This window comes from Gordonia sp. PP30 (assembly GCF_023100845.1).
Classification (GTDB): Bacteria; Actinomycetota; Actinomycetes; order Mycobacteriales; family Mycobacteriaceae; genus Gordonia.
The window spans coordinates 2,488,961-2,509,432 of the sequence record NZ_CP095864.1; the positions used below are offsets into that span (position 1 = coordinate 2,488,961).

A 20,472-nucleotide genomic window follows, 5' to 3' on the forward strand; every position below is an offset into this window, starting at 1 on the left:
GAACAACGTGCTCATCGTGGCGACTTCACGGTGTGCTCATGTCTTCTACTCACCTGTCCTGACTCCTGCGGAGTCCCTATGGCGGCCTCGCCGAAAATCTCGGCGAAGTCGTCCGCGTGCGCCTTCAGTCCGCGCACCCGGAGCGCCGGACCGAATGCCTGCCGCCGCACCGCCGCGGACACACAGTCCCGCGTCGGGTGCAGCCAGGCGCCTCGTCCCGGCAGGTTCCTCCGGTGATCGATCGCCAGCACGACGCCCGTCGGGGCCTCGCTCTCCGGCACATCGCGCACCGCCACCCTGATCAATTCCGTGACCGGGCCGCGTTCACGACAACCCAGACACATGCGGATCGGATGTGTCGACTCTGGAAGAACCACCGATCAGTCTAGCTCATTCCCGGGCGCGTCGGAGCCACCCGGCGCCGGGGCGGCCGCGTCGGCGCCGTCACCCGCCGCATCCGAGCGGATGTCGATACGCCACCCGGTCAGCCGCGCGGCCAATCGGGCGTTCTGGCCCTCCTTGCCGATGGCCAGCGACAGCTGGTAGTCGGGCACCACGACCCGCGCCGCCTTCGCCTCGGCGTCGACCACCTCCACCGACACCACCTTCGCCGGGGACAGCGCGTTGCCGACGAATTCGGCCGGATCCACCGAGTAGTCGATGATGTCGATCTTCTCGCCGCCCAGTTCGCTCATCACGTTGCGCACGCGCTGGCCCATCGGGCCGATGCAGGCGCCCTTCGCGTTGAGTCCGGCGACGCCGGTGTGCACCGCGATCTTGGAGCGGTGCCCGGCCTCGCGGGCCACCGACACGATCTCCACCGAGCCGTCGGCGATCTCCGGGACCTCCAGCGCGAACAGCTTGCGCACCAGGTTCGGGTGTGTCCGCGACAGAGTGATCTGCGGGCCGCGCACACCGCGCGCCACGCCCACCACATAGCACTTGACCCGATCGCCGTGCTGCAGGTTCTCCCCCGGCACCTGCTCGCCCTTCGGGATCACGCCCTCGGTGGCGTTGGCGTCGGTGCCGATCTGCACCACCACCAGATCGCGGGCCCGGGCACGGGCATCGGCCTGCACCACTCCGGCGACGATCTCGCCCTCGTGTGCGACCAGCTCGCCGAACTGCTTCTCGTTCTCGGCGTCGCGCAGCCGCTGCAGGATCACCTGGCGGGCGGTGGTGGCGGCGATCCGGCCGAAGCCCTCCGGGGTGTCGTCCCACTCGTGCACCACGGTGCCGTCGTCGTCGATCTCCTGCGCCATCACGCGGACCTCGCCCGACTTGCGGTCGATGTCGATGCGCGCGTGCGGCGCGAAGCCCTCGGTGTGCCGGTAGGCGGTGAGCAGCGCCGTCTCGATGGCCGTGATGACGGTCTCGGTGGGGATGCCCTTCTCGGATTCGATCAGGCGCAGGGCCGTGACGTCGATGTGCATGGTGGTGACTCCTATTCGTTTGTCGTATTGAGTTGTGGATTCAGGTACGGGTGCTATTCGGCCGGCCGGCGACGGCGCTCGATCTCGTCATCGTCGAGGCCGCAGCGGCGCAGTTCGGCGGGCCCGGGCCGGGTGAAGTCGACCTCGACCCGCGCGTGGACCACGTCGGCGAGCGGAATCGTCGTCTCACTCATCCGGCCCTTGACGTTGGTGACGAGCGTGACCGACTCCTCGTCGGTGTCGCCGACCCTGCCGGTGATCATCTGCTCGTCGCCGTCGGCGCGCCGCCGCACCGCGACCTTCCGGCCGCGGGCCCGGCGCCAATGGCGCGGCGCTGTCAGCGCCCGTTCGGCGCCCGGGGTGCTGACCTCGAGCTCGTAGGGGTCGTCGCCGAACGGGTCGGCGGCGTCGAGGACGTCGGACAGCGCGCGCGAGACCTCGGCGAGGTCGTCCAGGGAGGCGCCGCCGTCGCGGTCGACGACGATGCGGACCTCGTGCCCGGCCCGGCCGCCGACCACGACATCCTCCAGGTCGTAGCCGAGCCCGGTGACGACCGGACGCACCACGTCGCCGATCTGCTCACTGGTCGCGTGCGACACCGTGGGCCTCCTCTTGTGCGATGAGGGCGGCCCGGGAGTTCCGGGCCGCCGCGCCGACCTTCCATCGTAGTCGATCGCCGAAGCTGGCAGAATCGGCCGAGTGACGCACCGACCGCAGCCGCCCGCACCCGATCCGCGCCCGTCTTCGCGAGCACTGCCCCGGCGCACGGTGCTGCGTGGCGGCGCCGCGCTGACCCTGGCCGCCGCGGCCGGTCCAGCGCTCGCCGCCTGCGCCCCGGGACCGTCGGAGCGAGAACGGCAGGCCCGCGAACTGGTGCCCCTGGCCCGCTCCGCGGAGCTCCAGCAGCGGCAGGCGAAGCAGCTCGCGCCGAAGGAGACCGACTACACCGACGCGCTGAATCGGGTCGCCGCCGAACGCGGCGATCACGCCCAGGCGCTCACCGACGAGATCAACCGCCTCCACGCTCCGGCGGCGACGGAGATCACCGCACCCGCCGGCGACGGCACCACGAACCTCACGCTCGACGGTCTGCGCGACGGCCTCACCTCCGCCGCCCGCGACAGCGCCGGCGCGGCGCTCGCCGCGGCGGGTTTCCGGGCCGGGCTGCTCGGGTCGATCAGCGCGTCGTGCACGACGCTCCGCGAGGTGCAGCTGGCATGAGCGATGACCGGAAGGCACTGGACAACGCGATCGAGGCCGAGAACGCCGCGATCTTCACCTACGGCGTCACCACCGCGTTCATCGGCACCGCCGAGCGCGTCACCGTCGGTCAGTACGTGGCGGCCCACCGGGTGCGCCGCGACGAGCTCAACGCCGACGTGACCGCGGCCGGCGGCACCCCGCCGCAGTCGGCCGCCGGCTATCGGCTGCCGGTGGACGTCACGGATGCGACGAGCGCCGCGACCGTACTGCTCGACGCCGAGCAGGAGTGCGCCCGGGCTTACCGCGCACTGCTGGAGCAGGCCGGCAAGACCGAGCTGCGGCGCCGCGGCGTCGACGGTCTGACCGCCAGCGCGGGCTACGCCGCGCACTGGCGCGGGGTGCTGGGCCAGAGCCCGGTGACGGTGCCCTTCCCGGGCACACCCGGCACCTAGCGCGTTGCACACAACGCACTTGCGTTGTAGTTTGGGGAGGTGCCCACGAGCGACGACGACAAACTCGGTTACCTCGGCCAGTACATCCGCGCGCAGCGTCAGCTGAACCAGCTGTCGATCCGCGGGCTGGCCAAGATGGCGGCGGTCTCCGACTCCTACCTGAGCCAGGTGGAGCGGGGGAACTACCGGCCGTCGGCGGAGTTTCTCGCCAACGTCGCGAAGGGCCTCGAGATCTCGCCCGACGAGCTGTTCCGCATGTCGGGCTGGCTCGGCGACGACGAGTCCGGCGACGGGCCCGGCGTGATCGAGGCCGTCACCCGGGACACCAGGCTGACCGACTCGCAGAAGTCCGCCCTGATCCAGCTGTACCGCTCGATGGTCGGCGACGAATGACGCCGTCCTTCCCCTCGCTAAGGAGCCCCGCATGACCGATCTGTACACGAAAGCCACCGCCGACCTCGCCGGCGCCTGGGTCGCCGGCCTCAACGGCACCGCCGACGTCCTGCCCAAGATCCGTTCGGGCGTCAGCAGCGCCGTCGCCGCCGTGCCGGGCCTCGACAAGGTCCTCGCCGCCAAGCCGAAGCGGCTCCCGGGCGTGCCGAGCCTGGCCGAGGTCGTCGCCGTCAACTACGCGGCCGCCGAGCGGCTGCTCGCCGCGCAGCGCGACCTGGCGCTCGCCGCGACCGGCGCCGTCAGCTCCGCCGAGAAGAACACCACCGGCCACTGACCCCAGCGAACCGCGCGAGCCGTCCCCCACCGGGGGACGGCTCGCGCCGTTTGTTCGCGGCCCTCGCCTACGCGCCCCGTACCGCCGCGACCACGGCGTCCACGGCGCCGTCGATCGGCACCGCCGCGGCTTCGCCGCTCGCGCGGTCGCGGACCTCGACGGTCCCGTCGGCCCAGCCGCGGCCGACCACCACGACGGTGGGCATGCCGAGCAGTTCGGCGTCCTTGAACTTGACGCCCGGCGACGCCTTGCGGTCGTCGAACAGCACCTCGATGCCTGCGGCGTCCAGCTGCTCGGCGAGCTGCTGGGCACCGGCGACGGCGGCCTCGTCCTTGTTGGCGATCACCAGGTGGACGTCGTACGGCGCCACCTCGCGCGGCCAGATCAGGCCCTTCTCGTCGTGCCGCTGTTCGGCCAGTACCGCGACCATGCGCGAGACACCGAGGCCGTAGGAACCCATCGTGACGCGGACCGGCTTGCCGTTCTCGCCGAGCACGTCAAGCTCGAAGGCGTCGGCGTACTTGCGGCCCAGCTGGAAGATGTGGCCGATCTCGATGCCGCGCGCGGCCTCCAGCACGCCGTGGCCGTCGGGCGACGGATCGCCGGCGCGCACCTCGGCGGCCTCGATCACGCCGTCCGGGGTGAAGTCTCGGCCGGCCACCAGGTCGACGACGTGCTTGCCCTTCTCGTCGGCGCCGGTGATCCAGCGCGTTCCGGTCACCACGCGCGGGTCCACCAGGTAGGTGCCGCCCGCGGCCTGCACACCCTTGGGGCCGATGTACCCGCGGACGAGGGCCGGGTTGGCGGCGAAGTCGTCTTCGGTGAGCAGCACGACCTCGGCGGGTTCGACCGCGGCCTCCAGCCGCTTCATGTCGACGTCGCGGTCGCCGGGGATGCCGATGCCCACGATCTCCCAGTCCTTGCCGGGCCGGCGGATCTTCACCAGCAGGTTCTTGAGGGTGTCCGCCGCGGTCACCTCGCGGTCGAGGGCGCCGTTGGCCCAGTCGACCAGGGTCGCGATGGTCGGCGTCTCTCCGGTGTCGTGGATCGAGACCTCGGGCAGGCCGTCCAGCGGCAGCGCGTCGGGCACCGGCGTGACGACGGCCTCGACGTTGGCGGCGTAGCCCGACTCGGTGCTGCGGACGAAGGTGTCCTCACCGACCTCGCACTCGGCCAGGAACTCCTCGGAGGCGCTGCCGCCCATGGCGCCGGAGGTGGCGGCCACGATCACGTACTGCACATTCAGCCGCTCGAAGATGCGCTGGTAGGCGGCCCGGTGCAGGTCGTAGGACTGCTGGAGCCCCGCGTCGCTCGTGTCGAACGAGTACGAGTCCTTCATCACGAACTCGCGGCCGCGGAGCAGACCGGCGCGCGGGCGCTCCTCGTCGCGGTACTTGGTCTGGATCTGGTACAGGATCACCGGCAGGTCCTTGTACGAGCTGTACTCGCCCTTGACCAGCTGGGTGAACAGTTCCTCGTGAGTGGGGCCGAGCATCATGTCGGCGCCCTTGCGGTCCTTGAGCTTGAAGACGTTGTCGCCGTATTCGGTCCACCGGCCGGAGGTCTCGTAGGGCTCGCGCGGCAGCAGCGCGGGCAGCAGGATCTCCTGCGCGCCCATCGCGTTCATCTCTTCGCGGACCACGTCCTCGATCTTCCGGAACACGCGCAGCCCGAGCGGCAGCCAGGTGTAGATGCCCGGCGCCGCGCGGCGGATGTATCCGGCCCGGACCAGCAGCTTGTGGCTGGGCACCTCGGCGTCGGCGGGGTCGTCGCGCAGGGTGCGCAGGAACAGGGAGGACATACGCGTGATCACGGGTGATCAGCTTAGTCGCCCGGCGCCTTCGTTAGGGTGTTCGGGTGCTGGTGATCCTCCCTCCCTCCGAGACCAAGTCCGACGGCGGGTCGGGCGCCCCGCTCGACCTGGACCGGTTGTGGCTGCCGGAACTGAATCCGGTACGACGGCGCATCGCCGACGCGCTGGTCGAGCTGGCCGCCGATCTGGATGCGTCGCAGCGGGCGCTCGGCCTGGGTAAGGCGCAGCTCGCCGAGGTCGACCGCAACGCCGATCTGTTCGAGTCACCGACCCGCCCGGCGATCGAGCGGTACACCGGTGTCGCCTACGACGCCCTCGACTACCGCGGCCTCACCCGCGCGTCGAAGGCCAAGGCCGCCGACCGCCTGGCGATCGGCTCGGCACTGTTCGGCGTCGTCCGCGCGAGCGACCCGATCCCCGCCTACCGGCTGTCCGGCGGTTCCAAACTGCCCGGATTCGGCACCCTCGCCTCGGTGTGGAAGCCGGCGCTCTCCCCCGCCCTCGACGCGATCGACGACTTCGTCCTCGACCTCCGGTCGGGCGCCTATCTCTCCCTCGGACCGGTGCGCGGCGCGGTGACCGCCACCGTCGTCACCGAACGCCCGGACGGCTCACGCACCGTGGTGAGCCACTTCAACAAGCACTACAAGGGCCTGATCGCCCGCGATCTGGTCCGCACCCGCGCCAGGGTCGGCGACATCGACAAGCTCGCGGCGGTGCTGTCCGACGCCGGCCACCACGTGGAGATCACCTCACCGACCGAGATCACCGTCGTCACCGAGTGAGTGGCCGACACGCCGCCAGCGGCGCCGACCGAAGCCCGCGACCGACGCGCACACCAGCGCCTGCGCGCTACCGCACGCCAGCTGAGCCGGGCGAAGCGCAAGCCGAGTCCGAGTCGAAGTCAAACCTCAAACCCTGCGCGACGACCGTTGCCCGGACGACGCCACGCCCCTGTCCTGTCACGAGTGGCAGAGGGAGTCGCTGTCAGCAGAATCATAAGTGAGCGTGCCGTCCACCTCGTCATGTCCACTTTCCACGCCCTCGATCAGAACTGATGAGAAGCGGCCCCGGTACTCGGGACGGTTCACCGACGTCACGACCGACTTGCACACATCGGCAACATCACCCGAGCTACCGACTCGGACGCCGAGTGTGCACGACGACTGGAGTACGCCGCCACCCAGGCGTCGCCGTCCAGCCCGCAGGAGGTCGAGGCCAGTTGGGCGGAGGGTCGAACTGCAACTGAGATCGGCTTCGGCCCTGTCGTGGATCGGTCACAGCCGAGGCCGGTCCCCGAACGCGGTAAGGAAGCGCGTTCCGCAATCTGTCGCGACCGGGCACACGGCATGACGACGCCGGCAGACCGCACGCCCGCCTACGACGGGCAGGTCAGCGTGTCGCCGGTGAACACTCCGCGGAGACTGAACTGGCCCTGCAGCTCGTACCGGCCGGGCCGGTCGGCGTGCAGTTCGATCCAGCCGTCGTCGGTGGAGGTGATGCAGGCCGTCGTCGCCGGATCGGCCTCCGGCCGGGCCGTCAGGTAGCGGTTGGGCCGGATCCGGATCGGGAACACGCCCGCCTTCGGGACATCGATCACCATGCGCGACGGCGAGTCGCTGACCAGCGTCAACGGCGCCGGCACGATGTCGGTCGGATCGGCGACCCGGTACAGCGTCCACTCGCTGTTGCGCCAGATCTCCGTGAGATACGGCAGACCGCCCCCGACCAGATCCGCCTCGCGCTGCATGGAACGCAGCGGTTTGGACGACACGGCGACGTAGGCCACGGCGTTGTCCGCCAGCCACGCACGGTAGCTGTCCGCGGTGAGGGCGTCGGGGGTGTAGAAGATCGGGTTGTAGCGCGCGTCGGTCTGGTTCTCCCAGCCGCGCGCGAGCTTGGCCGTCCCGGCCAGCATGTGCGAGCCGACATGCGTGCCGGCGTCGACCAGCTCGACGCGGTGGTTGCCGAGGCCGTGGTCGCGCGCCAGTTCTTCGGCGAGCGGCGTGTACGACGTCGCCGGGTCGTCGATCCGCGCCGCCGCCGTCAGGTCGGAGATCGCCACGAACAGCGCGTACACCAGCGCCGGGACCAGGAGCAGGGCCAGGACCCGTGGGGAACGCCGGGAGTAGTAGAGCGCCAGGCACGGCAGCACGAAGTAGAAGAACCGGGCGATGTTGGAGCCGACGCCGGTCGGGATGAAGAACAGGAGGAGCGCCGCGGCGATCGACAGCGGCACGATCAGTTTGGCCGGCGGCTCGGTGATCGCCGCCCACGCGCAGGCCGCGATCGCCAGGCACCAGAACAGCGTCGTCGCCGGGAACACCTGCGACCCCGGCGCGCCGAACAGCACGAACGGGATGGCGACGCCGGCCGCACTGCCCGCCACGACGGCCCACGTCGACGCCGTCCGCGTCACCGAGTACGCGAGGAACGGCACCGCCGCCATGCCGACGAAGGCCGGGGCGAGCGGGCTGGCCAGACCGGCCACCAGCAGGCCGGCCGCGCCGACGAGGGGATGCACGCGTCTCGCGGCCAGGAGCGCGGCCAGCGCGATCGCCGCGCCCACCGCGAACGCCACGCGCCCGGACATCATGTTGAGGATCGCCGCGCCGGTGACGGCCCAGGCCAGCGCCGTCGGGTGCGTCGCACGGCGGGACAGCGGACACGCCATGGCCGCGATCGCCAGCGTCGACAGACACAGCAGCGGCAGCGAGCCGATCCACGCCGACATCGTCGGCACGATCAGCGAGTAGCTCCCCGGGGACACCCCGCCGAACCAGTCGAACCAGTACGCGAGTCCGACGCCCGCGCGCGCCGCCCCCTCGCGGGCCAGGGCCGCCTGCATGTCCGAGACGGCCGGCCCGACGGCCCACAGCACCGCGCTGACCACCGCGGTCACCGCGATCGGCAACCACGCCCGGCGCAGGTGCGTCGCAGCGGGTGCCGTACTCACGACGCGGCCGGTCCCGATCGTCGCAGGGCGTAGCGCAGATAACAGCGCCACGCGTACCGCAGACCGAAGGCGATCAGCGCACCGGCGGCGAGCGTCGCCAGTCCGGCGAGCACATCGAGCAGATAGTGGTTGCCGGTGCCCATCACGACGAAGAACGTGGTGAACGGGTACAGCAGGCCCAGCACGCGGACCCACAGCCGGCGGGCGTACAGCCACAGCATGATCCCGCACCAGGTGGCCCACGCGCAGTGCAGCGACGGCATCGCGGCGAACTGGTTCGACACGGCGTCCGACGCCGGTGCCCCGGATTCCGGCCACCAGCCCCACGACCCGGTCTTGGCCATGATGTCGACGAAGTGCTCGTCGGCGAACATCCGCGGCGGCGCGGTGGGCATGGCGAAGAATCCGATCAGCGCGAGCAGCGTCGTCAGCACCAGCACCGAACTGCCCAGCCGGTAGCGCGATCGGTGCGCGACGAACAGCCAGATCAGCACCGCGGGGGTGACGATGAAGTGCAGCGACGCGTAGTCGACCGCGCACACCGCGGCGACCGCCGGTGTGTGGTCGACGAAGCTGTTGAGACCCCGCTCCCACGCGAGCCCCCAGCGGTCCTCGAAGTCGAGGATCCACCGGCCGTTGACGAACGCCTGGCTGACCTCGCTGTGCACCGAATTCCGGATCACCGAGTAGATCGCGTACAGACCGCCGAGCACGATGATCTCGACCCACCAGCGCGGCTGGATGAAGTAGTCGAGCACGCGCGCGAGCGCGACCGGCATCCGTCCGAGACGCGCCGCGAGCACGGACTGCGGCCGGGGTCGGGCGACAGGTGCCCCAGCGACAGGTGCATCGGCGCGTACGGCCGGCTCCCTGACTTCGGTCACTGCCCACATCCGTTCCACGCGCGCAGGGGCCTTCGGGCACGCCTGCGGTTCACATACCTCTATGCAGAGTACGGGGCGGCGCGCTCGCCGCAAGAATCTACGAACCGGCCTGTGGGAAGAACCACTGCTGGTCGTCGCCGGATTCGCGCTGTTCGCCGGGGTCGTCCACGGCGTTGTCGACGACCTGCGCCAGCTGCGCCTTCTGCGCCCGGACACGACCGTATCCGTACGCGGCGGCCATCCCGACGACACCGGTCGCCAGCCCGGCGAGCATCCCGATCGTCGTCGACCCACCGCCGGCGTCGACGGAGATCCGGTAGATCCAGCCGTTCAGCGCGATCACCGCCAGCGCGCCGAAGGTCAGCGGCCACACGTACACCGTCCACGCGGTCTCCGGGGCCGGCGGAATGCCGCGTCGCCGGCGGTACCACTGCCAGCACGACAGCACGACGACGGCGACGCCCACCAGGATCGCGGTGACCCACGGCGAGACCCACCACGCCGCGACCGCGGCGACCAGCAGGATCAGCCCGGCGACGACGGCCGCGACCTGGCCCGCGGCGCTCGGCCGGCTCATCGCCGCACCAGCTCGTCGCCGAAACCCAGCGCCCGATCGGCGTCGGTGAATCCCGCGACCGGGCCGATCACCACGATCGCCGGGGGCGTCAGCTTCTGCTCGTGCGCGGTCTGCGCCGCGTGGGCGAGATCGGTGCGGATCAGCCGCTGGTCGGCACGCGACGCGTTCTCGATCAGTGCCACCGGCGTGTCGGCGGGCTTGCCACCGTCGAGCAGCGCGGCGGCGAAGGCATCGAGCCGCTGGACCGCCATCATCAGCACCAGGGTGCCGCGGAGCCGGGCCAGCGCGGCCCAATCGGTCAGCGAGTCGGGGTGTCCGGGGGCGACGTGCCCGGAGACGATCACGATCTCGTGGGTCACGCCGCGGTGGGTCACCGGGATCCCGGCGAGCGCGGGCGCGGAGATCGGCGAGGTGATGCCGGGCACCACGGTCACCGGCACCCCGGCGTCGACGCAGGCCTGAAGTTCCTCGAAGCCGCGCCCGTACACGTACGGGTCGCCGCCCTTGAGCCGGACCACGAACTTCCCGGCCCGGGCCCGGTCGACGAGGATCTCGTTGATCTTCTCCTGACGCATGGCCCGCCCGTAGGGCACCTTGGCGGCGTCGATCACCTCGACCTGCGGGCCGAGTTCGTCGAGCAAGCCGCCGGGCGCCAGGCGATCGGCGACGACGACGTCCGCGCGCGCCAGCAGGCGCCGGCCGCGCACGGTGATCAGCTCGGGGTCGCCCGGCCCCCCGCCGACCAGCGCCACTCCGGGGGCGTGCGGCGCGGCCGCATCCAGCGTGAGTCCGGATCCGTCGGCGAGGGCCGCCGAGATGGCGGCGCGCACCGCCGCGCTGCGCCGGTGGTCGCCGCCCGCCAGGACGCCGAACTGCAGGCCGTCGTGCCGCCCCGAGGCCGGGGTGACGGCCGTGCCTTCCCGGCCGTCGTCGGCACGGACGCAGAAGATCCGGTGCGCGGTGGCCTCGGCGACCACCGCGGCGTTGACCGCCGGATCGTCGGTGCAGGCCAGCACGTACCAGGCGCCGTCCAGGTCGCCGGCGGCGTAGGCGCGCCGCTGCACGTGCACGGCCGGCTCGGCCTCCACGGTGGGCCTCGGGTCGATCGCGATCACGTGCACGTCGGCGCCGGCGGCGATCAGCTGCGGCAGCCTGCGCTGCGCGACGCTGCCGCCGCCGACCACCACGACCTTGCGTCCGGTCAGGTCCAGCCCGGCCAGATAGTGTCCTTCGCCCATGATCCCTGAGCCTACTTCGCCGATTGTTACGGCCAGATCACCGGACGGCGCGGGACTCAGGCGCTCTTGGCGCGTTCCCGGGCCAGGGCCCGCTCGCGCGAGGCCTCGAACTTGCGGACCTTGATGTTCATCTCTTCGAGGAAGTCGGCGAGCTTCTCGCGGTACATCTCGCCGAGCGGGCCGAAGTCGTTGCGCTCGAAGATCCGCCACTTGCGCAGCACCGGCATCACGACCTCCTCCATGTGCTGCGGCAGGTCGTAGATGCCGCCCTTGGCGATCAGCACGGCGTTGCGGCGGAAGTTCGGCATGGTGGCGCCGGGCATCTGGAAGTTGGAGACGATCCCGTAGATCGCCGCCATCGCCTCGTCGGGCACCAGGTCGAGGGCGCCGTCGACGACGTTCCGGTAGAAGAGCATGTGCAGGTTCTCGTCGGCGGCGACACGCTGCAGCATGCGGTCGGCGATCGGGTCGCCGCACGCCTTGCCGGTGTTGCGGTGGCTCACCCGGGTGGCGAGCTCCTGGAACGACACGTAGCTCACCGCGAACAGCATGTCGTAGCTGTGGTCGCGCTGACCGTCGTCCTCGGGCAGCGGATTGAAGCCGGAGGTCATGTGTGCCATCCGGACTTCTTCCAGTTCCACCGGGTCCACGCCGCGGGTCACCACGAGGTAGTCGCGCATGACGGTGGAGTGGCGCATCTCCTCGGCGGTCCACCGGCCGACCCAGAAGCCCCAGGCGTCGTCGAGGCTGAAGTTCTCGGCGATCACCCGGTGGTACGAGGGCAGATTGTCCTCGGTCAGCAGGTTGGTGATCATCGCGGCCTTCGCGGTCTCCGACAGCTGCGACTGCTCCGGATCCCAGTCGATTCCGCCGAGCATCGCGAAGTTCCGGCCCTCGTCCCACGGCACGTAGTCGTGCGGATGCCAGTCCCGCGTCATCTTCATGTGCCGCTCGACCTCGGTCTCGCAGACGGGCAGCAGCTCCCGGAGAAGATCCGAGCCGCTCATTTTCTTTCCGATGAGAGTGGTCATGGTTTCGATCTTCGTCGTGTGACGGGTGTGGTTCGGAGAGCCGAAAGTCCTGAACCCGCCGGGTCGCCGGTCCGGAATTCGGCGGGCCCTGCGGTACCGTTTCCCCTATGGCGACTCCTCCGAACGCAGCCCCCGGGAAGCCGATCCGCGTCTTCCTCGTCGACGACCACGAGCTGGTTCGCCGTGGTCTGCGTGACCTTCTCGGCACCGCCCCCGACCTGCATGTCGTCGGCGAGGCGGCCAGCGTCAAGGAGGCAGTCGCGGGGATCGGCGCGACCCGGCCGGACGTCGCCGTGCTCGACGTCCGGCTGCCCGACGGCAACGGCGTCGAGCTGTGCCGCGAGGTCCGTTCCCGCGATCCGCGGGTCCGCTGCCTGATGCTCACCAGCTACGCCGACGACGACGCGCTGCTGGCCGCCGTGCTCGCCGGCGCCTCCGGTTTCGTCCTCAAGCAGATCCTGGGCGCCAACCTGATCGCCGCCGTGCGCACCATCGGCCAGGGCGGCTCGCTGCTCGACGACCGCAGCACCACCGCCCTGCTCGCCAAGCTGCGCGACGACAAGAAGGAGAAGACCGATCCGCTCGCCGAGCTGACCGGACAGGAGCGCGAGGTCTTCCGGCTGATCGGCGAGGGCCTCACCAACCGCCAGATCGCCGAGCGGATGTTCCTGGCGGAGAAGACGATCAAGAATTACGTCTCGCACATCCTCGCCAAACTCGACATGCAGCGCCGCACCCAGGTCGCGGTGATGGCGACCAAGCTGCGCGAACGCGAACGCTGAAGTTCCCGACGGTCGAGTTGCCATGACGGTCGAGTTGCCATGACGGTCGAGTTGCCATGACGTCGAGCGAAGTCGAGACCCCGGCCCGGACGACACTCAGACCGAGGCCGCGTACCGGCGGTTCGACATCGAGCTCGGCACCGCGGCGATCGTCGCCGTCCTCTTCCTGCTGCTGCGCCTGCTCGCCGTCGCCCGCTGGGATTGACACACGGTGGCTCAGATCGCCGACACCTTCGACTTCAGCGATTCCTTCGCCATCGCGTTCGGCACCATCGCGGCGCAGCCGTGGATCACCGGCGCCTTCACCGCCGTCCTGCTTCCGCTGGTCCTGCTGAGACTATTCTGGCCCCTGCCCGAACAGCGCGGCCGCATCGAGATCTCGACGATCCTCTCGGCGGTCGTGCTCGCGGTGATCGCTTTCACGATGACCGTCACCTACCGCAGCCCGTGGACGTTGGTCGGTGCCGTCGCCTTCGGCGCGGTGCTGGCGGCGATCCGGCGATTCGCCCGCTCGGGCGAGTTACGCCGTTTCGCACTCGCCGCGACCGGCCGGATCGCGCTCATCGCCGGGATCGGCGTCCTCGTCCTCGCGGTGGTCGACGACGAACCGTGGATGGGCGAGGAACACATCACCACCACGACGCGGGGCACGTTCGACGGCTACGTCCTGGAGGAGTCGCCGGGGTTCCTGCACATCCTCACCGCCGACCGCGCGGTGCTCGTGCTGCCGTCGTCGACCGTGACACGCCGGGAACTGATTGACTGAAGGCCATGACCTCCCCCACACCCGACCGCCCCGAATTCCCCGACGGCTACGGCCTGCCCGAATCGACCGACGGCCTGCTGACCTGGGCCGCCGTCGAACCGAAACTGGTGGCGGCCAAACACTACTGGCTGTGCTCGGTGCGGCCGGACGGCCGGCCGCACAGCGTGCCGCGCTGGGGCGTGTGGGTCGACGGCCGCTTCTACTACGACGGCGCACCCACCACCCGGCACACCCGCAATGTCGAGGCGAACCCGAACGTCACCCTGACCCTGGAGAGCGGCACCGACGTGGTGATCGTCGAGGGGACCTCGAGCGCCACCCGCGCCGACGCCGGCGGACTCGGTGCACGACTCGCCGCGGCCTTCGCCAAGTACCACGACGACGGCTACCGGCCCGAGCCCGGCGCCTGGTCCGGCACGGACGGCGGCGGCCTGCGGGTGATCGTGCCGCACCGAGTGCTCGCCTGGTCGTCGTTCCCGGCCGACTGCACCCGCTTCCGCTTCTGACGACGAAGGAGCCGTCCCGTGGTTGAACTGACCGTCGAACGAACCATCGCCGCACCGGCGGACGAGGTGTACGCCTGGCTGATCGATCCGGCGAACCTCACCCGTGCGCCGCTGGCGCTCACCGCACGCTGGACGTCCGGAAACGGCGAGGCGGGCAGCGTGCGCGAGGCTCTGGCACTCGGGCTCTGGGCCCGGGAGAAGATCGTCGCCGCCGATCCGCCGCACCGCTACGAGTATCTGATCCTCACCTCGGTGCCGGCGATCGACCACCGCGGCGGCGCCATCACCCTGACCGCCGGCGACGACGGGACCACGGCCGTGCGGTGGACCTCCGACTACACCCATCCCGCGCGCGGAGGCGGCAAGCCGATGGCGGCGATCACCTCGCGGCTGCTGCCGCGCAGCTTCGCGGCCGTCCTGGCCGCGTGCGCCCACGACCTGGAGGGCCGCTGATCCGGCCCGCCCGCCGCGGCGATCAGTCGAGCGGTACCTCCCAGATCAGGACGGTGCCGCGGCCGGGGGCGGTGTCGACGGTGAAGTTGCCGTCGCACTCGTCGGCCCGGCGCGTCAGATTGTCCAGACCCCGGTAGCCGACGTCGGTCGGGATTCCGCAGCCGTCGTCGCTGATCTCCACGGTCAGTACGTCGTCGGCGACGATCCGGACGCCGATCCGCATCGCCCCGGAATGCCGCAGCGCGTTCGACAGCCCCTCGCGGAGCACCGCCTCGATGTGCGGGGCCAGCCGGTCGGGAACCAGGGTGTCGACCGGCCCGGCGAACGACACGCTCGGCACGATCGGCGCATGCCGCGCGAGTTCGGCGACCACGTCGAGCACCTTGCGGCGCAGCGTGACCGACTCCCCGTGCAGGGACGACGACTGAAGGTCGAAGATCGACGTCCGGATCTGCGCGATGGTGGCGTCGAGGTCGACGATCACCTGCGCCATCCGCTCCTCCACCTGGTTCGGCGCGGCCAGCATGGTCTGCAACGACATGCCGATGGCGAAGAGCCGCTGGATCACGTGGTCGTGCAGGTCGCGCGCGATCCGGTGCCGATCCTCCAGCGTCTCCAGTTCGCGCGTGAGCTGCTGCTGCTCGGCGTAGGCGATCGCCAGCGAGGCCACCCGGGCGACGCCCGCCAGACCGGCGATCTCCTCGGGCTCCCAGTTCGGGCGGTCGACGTGGGTCAGCACGATCGCCCCGTAGTCACCAGGCGTCTGCTGCATCGGCTGCGCCGTCTTCCAGCGGGCCCCGCGCCGCAGCCACTCCGCACCCGATGCCTCGCTCACGCTGAACGTCAGTCCCGGCCAGGTGATGTCGGCGGGTTCGACGGGCCGGCCGGTGTGCCCGTGCAGGCACGGCTGGCCGCCCTGCATCGAGACGATGAACACGTCGGTGGCCCCGGTCAGCGCCGCGACGTCCGCGCACAGGCCGTTGAGCGTGTCGTCCAGTGCCAGGCCGGCCATCGGCTCGGACCCGCGGTGCGCCAGGATCTCCATCCACCGATGCCGGGTGCGCTGACGTTCGTACATCCGCGCGTTGTCGACCGCGATACCGGCCGCCACCGCGAGCACCGACACGATCTGTTCGTCCTGCGGGGTGAACTCGGAGCCGGTCTGTTTCTCGGTGAGATAGATGCTGCCGAACAATTCACCGCGCACGATGATCGGCGCCCCGAGGAAGGTGTCCATCGGCGGATGGTGCGGCGGGAAACCGACCGACGCCGGGTGCTCGCCGAGATGGGCGATCCGCAGCACCTCGGGATGCTGCAGAAGCTCACCAAGCACCCCGCGGCCGATCGGCAGGCCGCCCATCTCGGCGCGCACCTCCGGGGAGATCCCCGTGTAGACGAACGCCTGCAACCGCAGTTCGGGGCTGCGGACGCCGAGCGCGCAGTACTGCGCGTCGAGCACCGCCGCGGCGACGTCGACGATGCGCTGCAGCGCATCGGCCAGGTCCAGCCCCTGCCCCACCAGCAGCACCGCTTCGAGCAGTTCCCGCAGCACGGCCGGATCGGACTGCTCGTCGGTCAGCGCGTCGAGCGCGGTGCGCAGCGCCTCCGAACCGGACGGACGGTGCGGGTCACGGATGCGCAACTGCGCGGTGAGGTCGGCGTAATCGCCGCGTTCACTGTCGTCGGACGTCATATCCCCTCCGCCGGCCTCTCGTCTACCGCCGCCCGGACGAATCGGGCGATGGCCGCAGGATAGCCCGCGGGATGCAGATGCAGGTACGACGCGTGCACCCCGGCTGTCACCGCGCCGTCACGGGCCGCGAGCCCGTCGGCGCCCCGCCAGCCCCAGGCCGGCGACGGCGGGTCGTCCCAGTGGACGACGCTGCGGTGGAACTCGTGCCCGGTGACCCGCTCGCCCGCGTCGAACAGCACCGAACCGGTCAGCGCGACGGCGTCGCGATAGCCGAGCGTCAACCGCGGTGTGAACGCGCCCCGTCCGGGCAGTGCACCGGTCATCGGATAGCCGTCGAGCATCCGCTGCAGATAGAGCAGGCCCGCGCATTCGGCGTGCACCGGCCGGCCGGCCGCCACGTGCGCGCGGAGGGCGTCGCGCAGCGGCAGGTTGGCGCTCAGCGTCGCGGCGTGCTCCTCCGGGAACCCACCGCCGATCACCACGGCGGCGGCCGGTTCCGGCAGCGACTCGGTGAGCGGATCGAACCCGACCACCTCGGCCCCGGCCGCGGCCAGCAGTTCGGCGTGTTCGGCGTAGGAGAAGGTGAACGCCGGACCACGGGCCACCGCGACCACGGGACGCGACGCCACCGGGTGCGCGACCTCATCGATCGCCGACCACGGCACGCACGCCGGCGAGCGGGCCTGCGCGGCGACCGCGAGGATCGCCGGAAGATCGAGGGCCGCACCGACTTTCGTGGACATGGCGGCGACCGCATCGACGGCCTCGGCGTCTCGCTCGGCGGCCGGGATCAGCCCCAGGTGCCGGGAGGGCACCGACATCGCCGGGTCGCGGCGCAGCACCCCGAGCACGGCCAGTCCGGCGCGGACGCACGCCTGGCGCAGCACCTCCTCGTGGCGGTCCGAACCGACCCGGTTGAGGATCACCCCGGCGATCCGCACCTGTGGCGCATAGCCGACGAAGCCCTGCAGCAGCGCGGCCAGCGACTGGGAGTGCCCCGCGGCGTCGACCACCAGCACCACCGGCGCGCCGATCAGGGTCGCGACGTGGGCGGTCGAACCCAGCCCGAGGTCCGGGGCCGCGGCCGCGATCCGCCCGTCGAACAGGCCCATCACGCCCTCCACGACGGCGACGTCCGCGCCCCGGGCACCCGACACGAACAGCGGCCCGATCCGCTCCTCGCCCACCAGAAGAGGATCCAGGTTGCGTCCGGGCCGGCCCGCCGCGAGGGCGTGATAGCCCGGGTCGATGTAGTCGGGGCCCACCTTGAACGGCGCCACGGTGTGCCCGGCCGCGGTCAGCGCACCGATGAGGCCGGTCGCGACCGTCGTCTTCCCGCTCCCCGAACTCGGCGCGGCGATCACCACCGCCGGGAGGCGGGTCACCACTCGATGCCCTTCTGGCCCTTCCGGCCGGCGTCCATCGGATGCTTGACCTTGGTCATCTCGGTCACCAGGTCGGCGGCCTCGAGCAACGGCTCCGGCGCGTACCGGCCGGTGATCACGACGTGCTGGCGGCCCGGCCGGGCACGCAGTGCGGCGACCACCTCGTCGGTGTCGATCCAGCCCCAGTGCAGCGGATAGGCGAACTCGTCGAGGACGTAGAAGTCGTGTTCGTCCGCCGCGATCCGGCGGGCGATCTCGGTCCACCCGGCGCGTGCCGCCTCGGCGTGATCCTGCTCGGCGTCATCGGACCGCCGGATCCACGACCAGCCCTGCCCCATCTTGTGCCACTGCACCGGCCCGCCCTGCCCGGTCTCCTCGTGCACCTTCCCGAGCGCGAGCAGCGCGTTCTCCTCCCCGACCTTCCACTTCGCGCTCTTCACGAACTGGAACACCGCGACGTCCATGCCCGCGTTCCAGGCGCGCAGCGCCATCCCGAAGGCGGCCGTCGACTTCCCCTTGCCCGGCCCGGTGTGGACGGCCAGCACGGGCTGGTTACGGCGCTGGCGGGTGGTCAGACCGTCGTTCGGAACCGACTCGGGCACTCCTTTGGGCATGGATCCAACCCTAGCGGTGCACGACACCGGCACCGTGGCGGGTCACGTGGTCATCTCGGCCACGAGACCCGTCAGGACGCCGTCGTCGTGCGGCCACCCACCGCGCTGGCGAGTCCGGAGACGGCGAGCGAATCCATCGAGACGTACTCGGCGCCCATCCGGCGCGCGAGGTCGGCGGCGAGACCGAGACGGATCATGCCCTGTTCGCAGTCCACCACCAGCGACGAGATGCCGCCTCGTGCGATGGCATCGGCGACGGCCGATGCCCGTTCGGGAGCGTTCGGTCCGGCGGTGGCCCGGCCGTCGGTGAGGACCACCAGGAGCGGTCGGCGCTCCGGATCGGTGCGGGCGGCGCGCTCGATCACCCCGAGCGCCGTCGTCAGTCCCTCCGCGAGCGGGGTCCGTCCGCCGGTGCGCACCTGTGCGAGGCGCGCGACGGCCAGATCCACCGAGCGGGTCGGCGGTACCGCCACGGAGGCGCCGCGGCCCGCCGCGACGACCACGGCCACCCGATCGCGCCGGGTGTAGGAGTCGCGCAGCAGGTCGACGCACGCCGTCCGGACGGCGTCGAGCCGGGTGCGGGCGGTCATCGAGCCGGACAGATCCACGACGAAGACCACCAGATTCGACTCCGACCCGATTCGCTGCGCCCCGCGCAGGTCACCGGCCTCGATCGACGGCGTCCCCGCGGCCCGGCCCGCGGCGGAAAGCACCGTCGCGAACAGGTGGACGGGGGTGTCGTGGCTGAAATCGACGGCGTGCGTAGTCATTCCGCGGCGGCTGCGGGCGCGGGAGCGTCGTCCGTCGTCGCCGTCGCCGATACCCGCGGCGCGGAAGACCCGCAGCCGCGACCCGGTGCCCGCGGGCGGGGTCCCGAACGCCGGGCCCGGCGGGGCGTCGCCGCCGTCTGGGGACCCGCCCGAATCGTCGTCCGGCGGACCGTCGGGTTCGGTATCCGAGGCAGCCTCGCCCGGGCCGTCGTCCGGCTCGGGCGCACCGTCAAAAGGGGGCGGCTCCTGGGCGGCCTGCTCGCCGCGTTCCAGTGCCTCGTCGAGCTGCGAGCGGTCCATGTCGGAGGAGTCGAACGGGTTGCGCCGGCGCCGGTGCGGCAGCGCCAGCTCGACGGCCACGGTCACGTCGTCCTCGGTGACCTCGGCGGCACCGCGCCAGGCGGCGTGCGCGGCCGCGGTGCGCGCCACCACGATGTCACCGCGCAGCCCGTCGACTTCCAGGGCCGCGCAGACGGCGGCGATGCGCCGCAGTTCCGCGGACGGGACCGTCACCTCACCGATCGCCGCCCGCGCGGATGAGATCCGCTGCGCCAGTTCGGCTTCGGCGTCGGCGTAGGACGCCGCGAAGCCTTCCGGGTCGGCGTCGAAGGTCATCCGCGCGGTGACGATCGCGACGCGCTCGTCCACTTCGCGCGGACCCGCCACGTCGACGACCAGCCCGAACCGGTCGAGGAGCTGCGGACGCAGCTCCCCCTCCTCCGGATTCATGGTGCCGACCAGCACGAAGTCCGCCGACTGGGTGTGGGAGACTCCGTCGCGTTCGATGGTCACCCGGCCGCTGGCCGCGGCATCGAGGAGCACGTCCACCAGGTGATCGGACAGCAGGTTGACCTCGTCGATGTACAGCACACCGCCGTCGGCCTGCGCCATCAGGCCGGGAGTGAAGTGCGCCTGGCCGTCGCGCAGCACGCGCGTCAGGTCGAGCGAACCGATCACCCGGTCCTCGGTGGCCCCGATGGGCAGTTCCACCACTCGCCCACCGCCGCCGTCGCCCCGCGCGAGCAGGGGCGACAGACCGCGGACGATGGTCGACTTGGCCGTGCCCTTCTCGCCGCGGATCAGCACGCCCCCGATACCCGGCGACACCGCGGACAGGATCAGCGCCAGCTTGAGCCGGTCCTGTCCGACGACCGCGCTGAACGGGTAGCGGGCCGGCGACTGCGACACG

22 protein-coding genes are annotated in these 20,472 nt (G+C 71.3%); 9 read left to right on the forward strand and 13 right to left on the reverse strand.

All coding sequences use genetic code 11. The features are described 5' to 3' along the window. Positions 1-11: 11 nt before the first annotated feature. From MYK68_RS11510 to rimP, 3 genes are all read right to left on the reverse strand, one after another. Complete coding sequence (locus tag MYK68_RS11510) at positions 12-296, reverse strand: YlxR family protein (RefSeq protein WP_247863840.1); 285 nt, start codon at positions 294-296, stop codon at positions 12-14. Between the two features lie 84 nt (positions 297-380). Further along, positions 381-1,433 (reverse strand): transcription termination factor NusA, encoded by a 1,053-nt coding sequence (nusA, locus tag MYK68_RS11515; RefSeq protein ID WP_247863841.1) that lies wholly within the window; start codon positions 1,431-1,433, stop codon positions 381-383. 53 nt (positions 1,434-1,486) lie between these two features. After that, positions 1,487-2,032, reverse strand: a complete 546-nt coding sequence (rimP, locus tag MYK68_RS11520; RefSeq protein WP_247863842.1) for a ribosome maturation factor RimP — start codon at positions 2,030-2,032, stop codon at positions 1,487-1,489. Positions 2,033-2,132: 100 nt separating this feature from the next. Here rimP and MYK68_RS11525 point away from each other — a divergent pair, with 100 nt between their 5' ends. Genes MYK68_RS11525 through MYK68_RS11540 form a run of 4 tightly spaced genes read left to right on the forward strand, consistent with a single transcriptional unit; the run spans position 2,133 to position 3,815 of the window. Next, positions 2,133-2,654 carry a hypothetical protein gene (locus tag MYK68_RS11525; protein ID WP_247863843.1) on the forward strand — a complete coding sequence of 174 codons (522 nt, stop codon included), beginning with the start codon at positions 2,133-2,135 and terminating at the stop codon, positions 2,652-2,654. After that, positions 2,651-3,088, forward strand: coding sequence for a ferritin-like domain-containing protein (locus tag MYK68_RS11530; protein WP_247863844.1), 438 nt, complete (start codon positions 2,651-2,653; stop codon positions 3,086-3,088). Before MYK68_RS11525 ends, MYK68_RS11530 begins: the two co-directional genes overlap by 4 nt. 39 nt (positions 3,089-3,127) lie before the next feature. Further along, positions 3,128-3,481, forward strand: coding sequence for a helix-turn-helix domain-containing protein (locus tag MYK68_RS11535; protein WP_247863845.1), 354 nt, complete (start codon positions 3,128-3,130; stop codon positions 3,479-3,481). A 31-nt stretch (positions 3,482-3,512) separates the two neighbouring features. Further along, entirely contained in the window at positions 3,513-3,815 is a 303-nt protein-coding gene (locus MYK68_RS11540; protein WP_247863846.1) for a hypothetical protein, read from the forward strand. Between the two features lie 67 nt (positions 3,816-3,882). Here MYK68_RS11540 and MYK68_RS11545 read toward each other — a convergent pair whose 3' ends face one another. Further along, positions 3,883-5,616, reverse strand: a complete 1,734-nt coding sequence (locus MYK68_RS11545; RefSeq protein WP_247868029.1) for a proline--tRNA ligase — start codon at positions 5,614-5,616, stop codon at positions 3,883-3,885. Between the two features lie 56 nt (positions 5,617-5,672). Here MYK68_RS11545 and yaaA point away from each other — a divergent pair, with 56 nt between their 5' ends. Then, positions 5,673-6,413 (forward strand): peroxide stress protein YaaA, encoded by a 741-nt coding sequence (gene yaaA / locus MYK68_RS11550; RefSeq protein ID WP_247863847.1) that lies wholly within the window; start codon positions 5,673-5,675, stop codon positions 6,411-6,413. Positions 6,414-7,006: 593 nt separating this feature from the next. On the opposite strand, the gene MYK68_RS11555 is transcribed toward yaaA, so the two are convergent. The 5 genes from MYK68_RS11555 to MYK68_RS11575 form a co-directional block, all read right to left on the reverse strand. Continuing rightward, entirely contained in the window at positions 7,007-8,584 is a 1,578-nt protein-coding gene (locus MYK68_RS11555; protein WP_247863848.1) for a hypothetical protein, read from the reverse strand. Continuing rightward, entirely contained in the window at positions 8,581-9,363 is a 783-nt protein-coding gene (locus tag MYK68_RS11560; RefSeq protein WP_247863849.1) for a phosphatase PAP2 family protein, read from the reverse strand. The genes MYK68_RS11555 and MYK68_RS11560 overlap by 4 nt, the downstream gene beginning before the upstream one ends. A 202-nt stretch (positions 9,364-9,565) precedes the next feature. After that, positions 9,566-10,045 carry a hypothetical protein gene (locus tag MYK68_RS11565; RefSeq protein WP_247863850.1) on the reverse strand — a complete coding sequence of 160 codons (480 nt, stop codon included), beginning with the start codon at positions 10,043-10,045 and terminating at the stop codon, positions 9,566-9,568. Beyond that, a complete protein-coding gene (cobA, locus tag MYK68_RS11570) occupies positions 10,042-11,283 on the reverse strand; it encodes a uroporphyrinogen-III C-methyltransferase (RefSeq protein WP_247863851.1) in 1,242 nt (413 codons plus the stop codon). The genes MYK68_RS11565 and cobA overlap by 4 nt, the downstream gene beginning before the upstream one ends. Before the next feature lie 56 nt (positions 11,284-11,339). Continuing rightward, a complete protein-coding gene (locus tag MYK68_RS11575; RefSeq protein WP_247863852.1) occupies positions 11,340-12,314 on the reverse strand; it encodes an acyl-ACP desaturase in 975 nt (324 codons plus the stop codon). Between the two features lie 107 nt (positions 12,315-12,421). On the opposite strand from MYK68_RS11575, the gene MYK68_RS11580 reads away from it, so the two are divergent. From MYK68_RS11580 to MYK68_RS11595, 4 genes are all read left to right on the forward strand, one after another. Then, positions 12,422-13,096: a response regulator gene (locus MYK68_RS11580; protein WP_247863853.1), complete on the forward strand. Its 675-nt coding sequence runs from the start codon at positions 12,422-12,424 to the stop codon at positions 13,094-13,096. Between the two features lie 211 nt (positions 13,097-13,307). Continuing rightward, positions 13,308-13,862, forward strand: coding sequence for a hypothetical protein (locus tag MYK68_RS11585; protein ID WP_247863854.1), 555 nt, complete (start codon positions 13,308-13,310; stop codon positions 13,860-13,862). A 5-nt stretch (positions 13,863-13,867) separates the two neighbouring features. Continuing rightward, positions 13,868-14,368, forward strand: a complete 501-nt coding sequence (locus MYK68_RS11590) for a pyridoxamine 5'-phosphate oxidase family protein (RefSeq protein ID WP_247863855.1) — start codon at positions 13,868-13,870, stop codon at positions 14,366-14,368. An 18-nt stretch (positions 14,369-14,386) separates the two neighbouring features. Continuing rightward, positions 14,387-14,821 carry an SRPBCC family protein gene (locus MYK68_RS11595; protein WP_247863856.1) on the forward strand — a complete coding sequence of 145 codons (435 nt, stop codon included), beginning with the start codon at positions 14,387-14,389 and terminating at the stop codon, positions 14,819-14,821. A gap of 22 nt (positions 14,822-14,843) precedes the next feature. On the opposite strand, the gene MYK68_RS11600 is transcribed toward MYK68_RS11595, so the two are convergent. The 4 genes from MYK68_RS11600 to MYK68_RS11615 all read right to left on the reverse strand — a co-directional run bounded on the left by MYK68_RS11600 (position 14,844) and on the right by MYK68_RS11615 (position 20,471). After that, complete coding sequence (locus tag MYK68_RS11600; protein WP_247863857.1) at positions 14,844-16,514, reverse strand: GAF domain-containing sensor histidine kinase; 1,671 nt, start codon at positions 16,512-16,514, stop codon at positions 14,844-14,846. Then, entirely contained in the window at positions 16,511-17,899 is a 1,389-nt protein-coding gene (locus tag MYK68_RS11605; protein WP_247868030.1) for a cobyrinic acid a,c-diamide synthase CobB, read from the reverse strand. Before MYK68_RS11605 ends, MYK68_RS11600 begins: the two co-directional genes overlap by 4 nt. After that, positions 17,896-18,513: a cob(I)yrinic acid a,c-diamide adenosyltransferase gene (gene cobO, locus MYK68_RS11610; protein WP_247863858.1), complete on the reverse strand. Its 618-nt coding sequence runs from the start codon at positions 18,511-18,513 to the stop codon at positions 17,896-17,898. Before cobO ends, MYK68_RS11605 begins: the two co-directional genes overlap by 4 nt. 71 nt (positions 18,514-18,584) lie before the next feature. After that, positions 18,585-20,471, reverse strand: a complete 1,887-nt coding sequence (locus MYK68_RS11615; RefSeq protein ID WP_247863859.1) for a VWA domain-containing protein — start codon at positions 20,469-20,471, stop codon at positions 18,585-18,587. Position 20,472: the final 1 nt, after the last annotated feature.

Excerpts from the sequence above, each read along its gene's own strand:
- MYK68_RS11540 (WP_247863846.1), top strand. The coding sequence starts at position 3,513 with ATGACCGATCTGTACACGAAAGCCACCGCCGACCTCGCCGGCGCCTGG.
- MYK68_RS11545 (WP_247868029.1), bottom strand. The coding sequence starts at position 5,616 with ATGTCCTCCCTGTTCCTGCGCACCCTGCGCGACGACCCCGCCGACGCC.
- MYK68_RS11575 (WP_247863852.1), bottom strand. The coding sequence starts at position 12,314 with ATGACCACTCTCATCGGAAAGAAAATGAGCGGCTCGGATCTTCTCCGG.
- MYK68_RS11530 (WP_247863844.1), top strand. The coding sequence starts at position 2,651 with ATGAGCGATGACCGGAAGGCACTGGACAACGCGATCGAGGCCGAGAAC.
- nusA (WP_247863841.1), bottom strand. The coding sequence starts at position 1,433 with ATGCACATCGACGTCACGGCCCTGCGCCTGATCGAATCCGAGAAGGGC.
- MYK68_RS11560 (WP_247863849.1), bottom strand. The coding sequence starts at position 9,363 with ATGCCGGTCGCGCTCGCGCGCGTGCTCGACTACTTCATCCAGCCGCGC.
- MYK68_RS11565 (WP_247863850.1), bottom strand. The coding sequence starts at position 10,045 with ATGAGCCGGCCGAGCGCCGCGGGCCAGGTCGCGGCCGTCGTCGCCGGG.
- MYK68_RS11590 (WP_247863855.1), top strand. The coding sequence starts at position 13,868 with ATGACCTCCCCCACACCCGACCGCCCCGAATTCCCCGACGGCTACGGC.
- cobO (WP_247863858.1), bottom strand. The coding sequence starts at position 18,513 with ATGCCCAAAGGAGTGCCCGAGTCGGTTCCGAACGACGGTCTGACCACC.
- MYK68_RS11600 (WP_247863857.1), bottom strand. The coding sequence starts at position 16,514 with ATGACGTCCGACGACAGTGAACGCGGCGATTACGCCGACCTCACCGCG.
- MYK68_RS11580 (WP_247863853.1), top strand. The coding sequence starts at position 12,422 with ATGGCGACTCCTCCGAACGCAGCCCCCGGGAAGCCGATCCGCGTCTTC.
- cobA (WP_247863851.1), bottom strand. The coding sequence starts at position 11,283 with ATGGGCGAAGGACACTATCTGGCCGGGCTGGACCTGACCGGACGCAAG.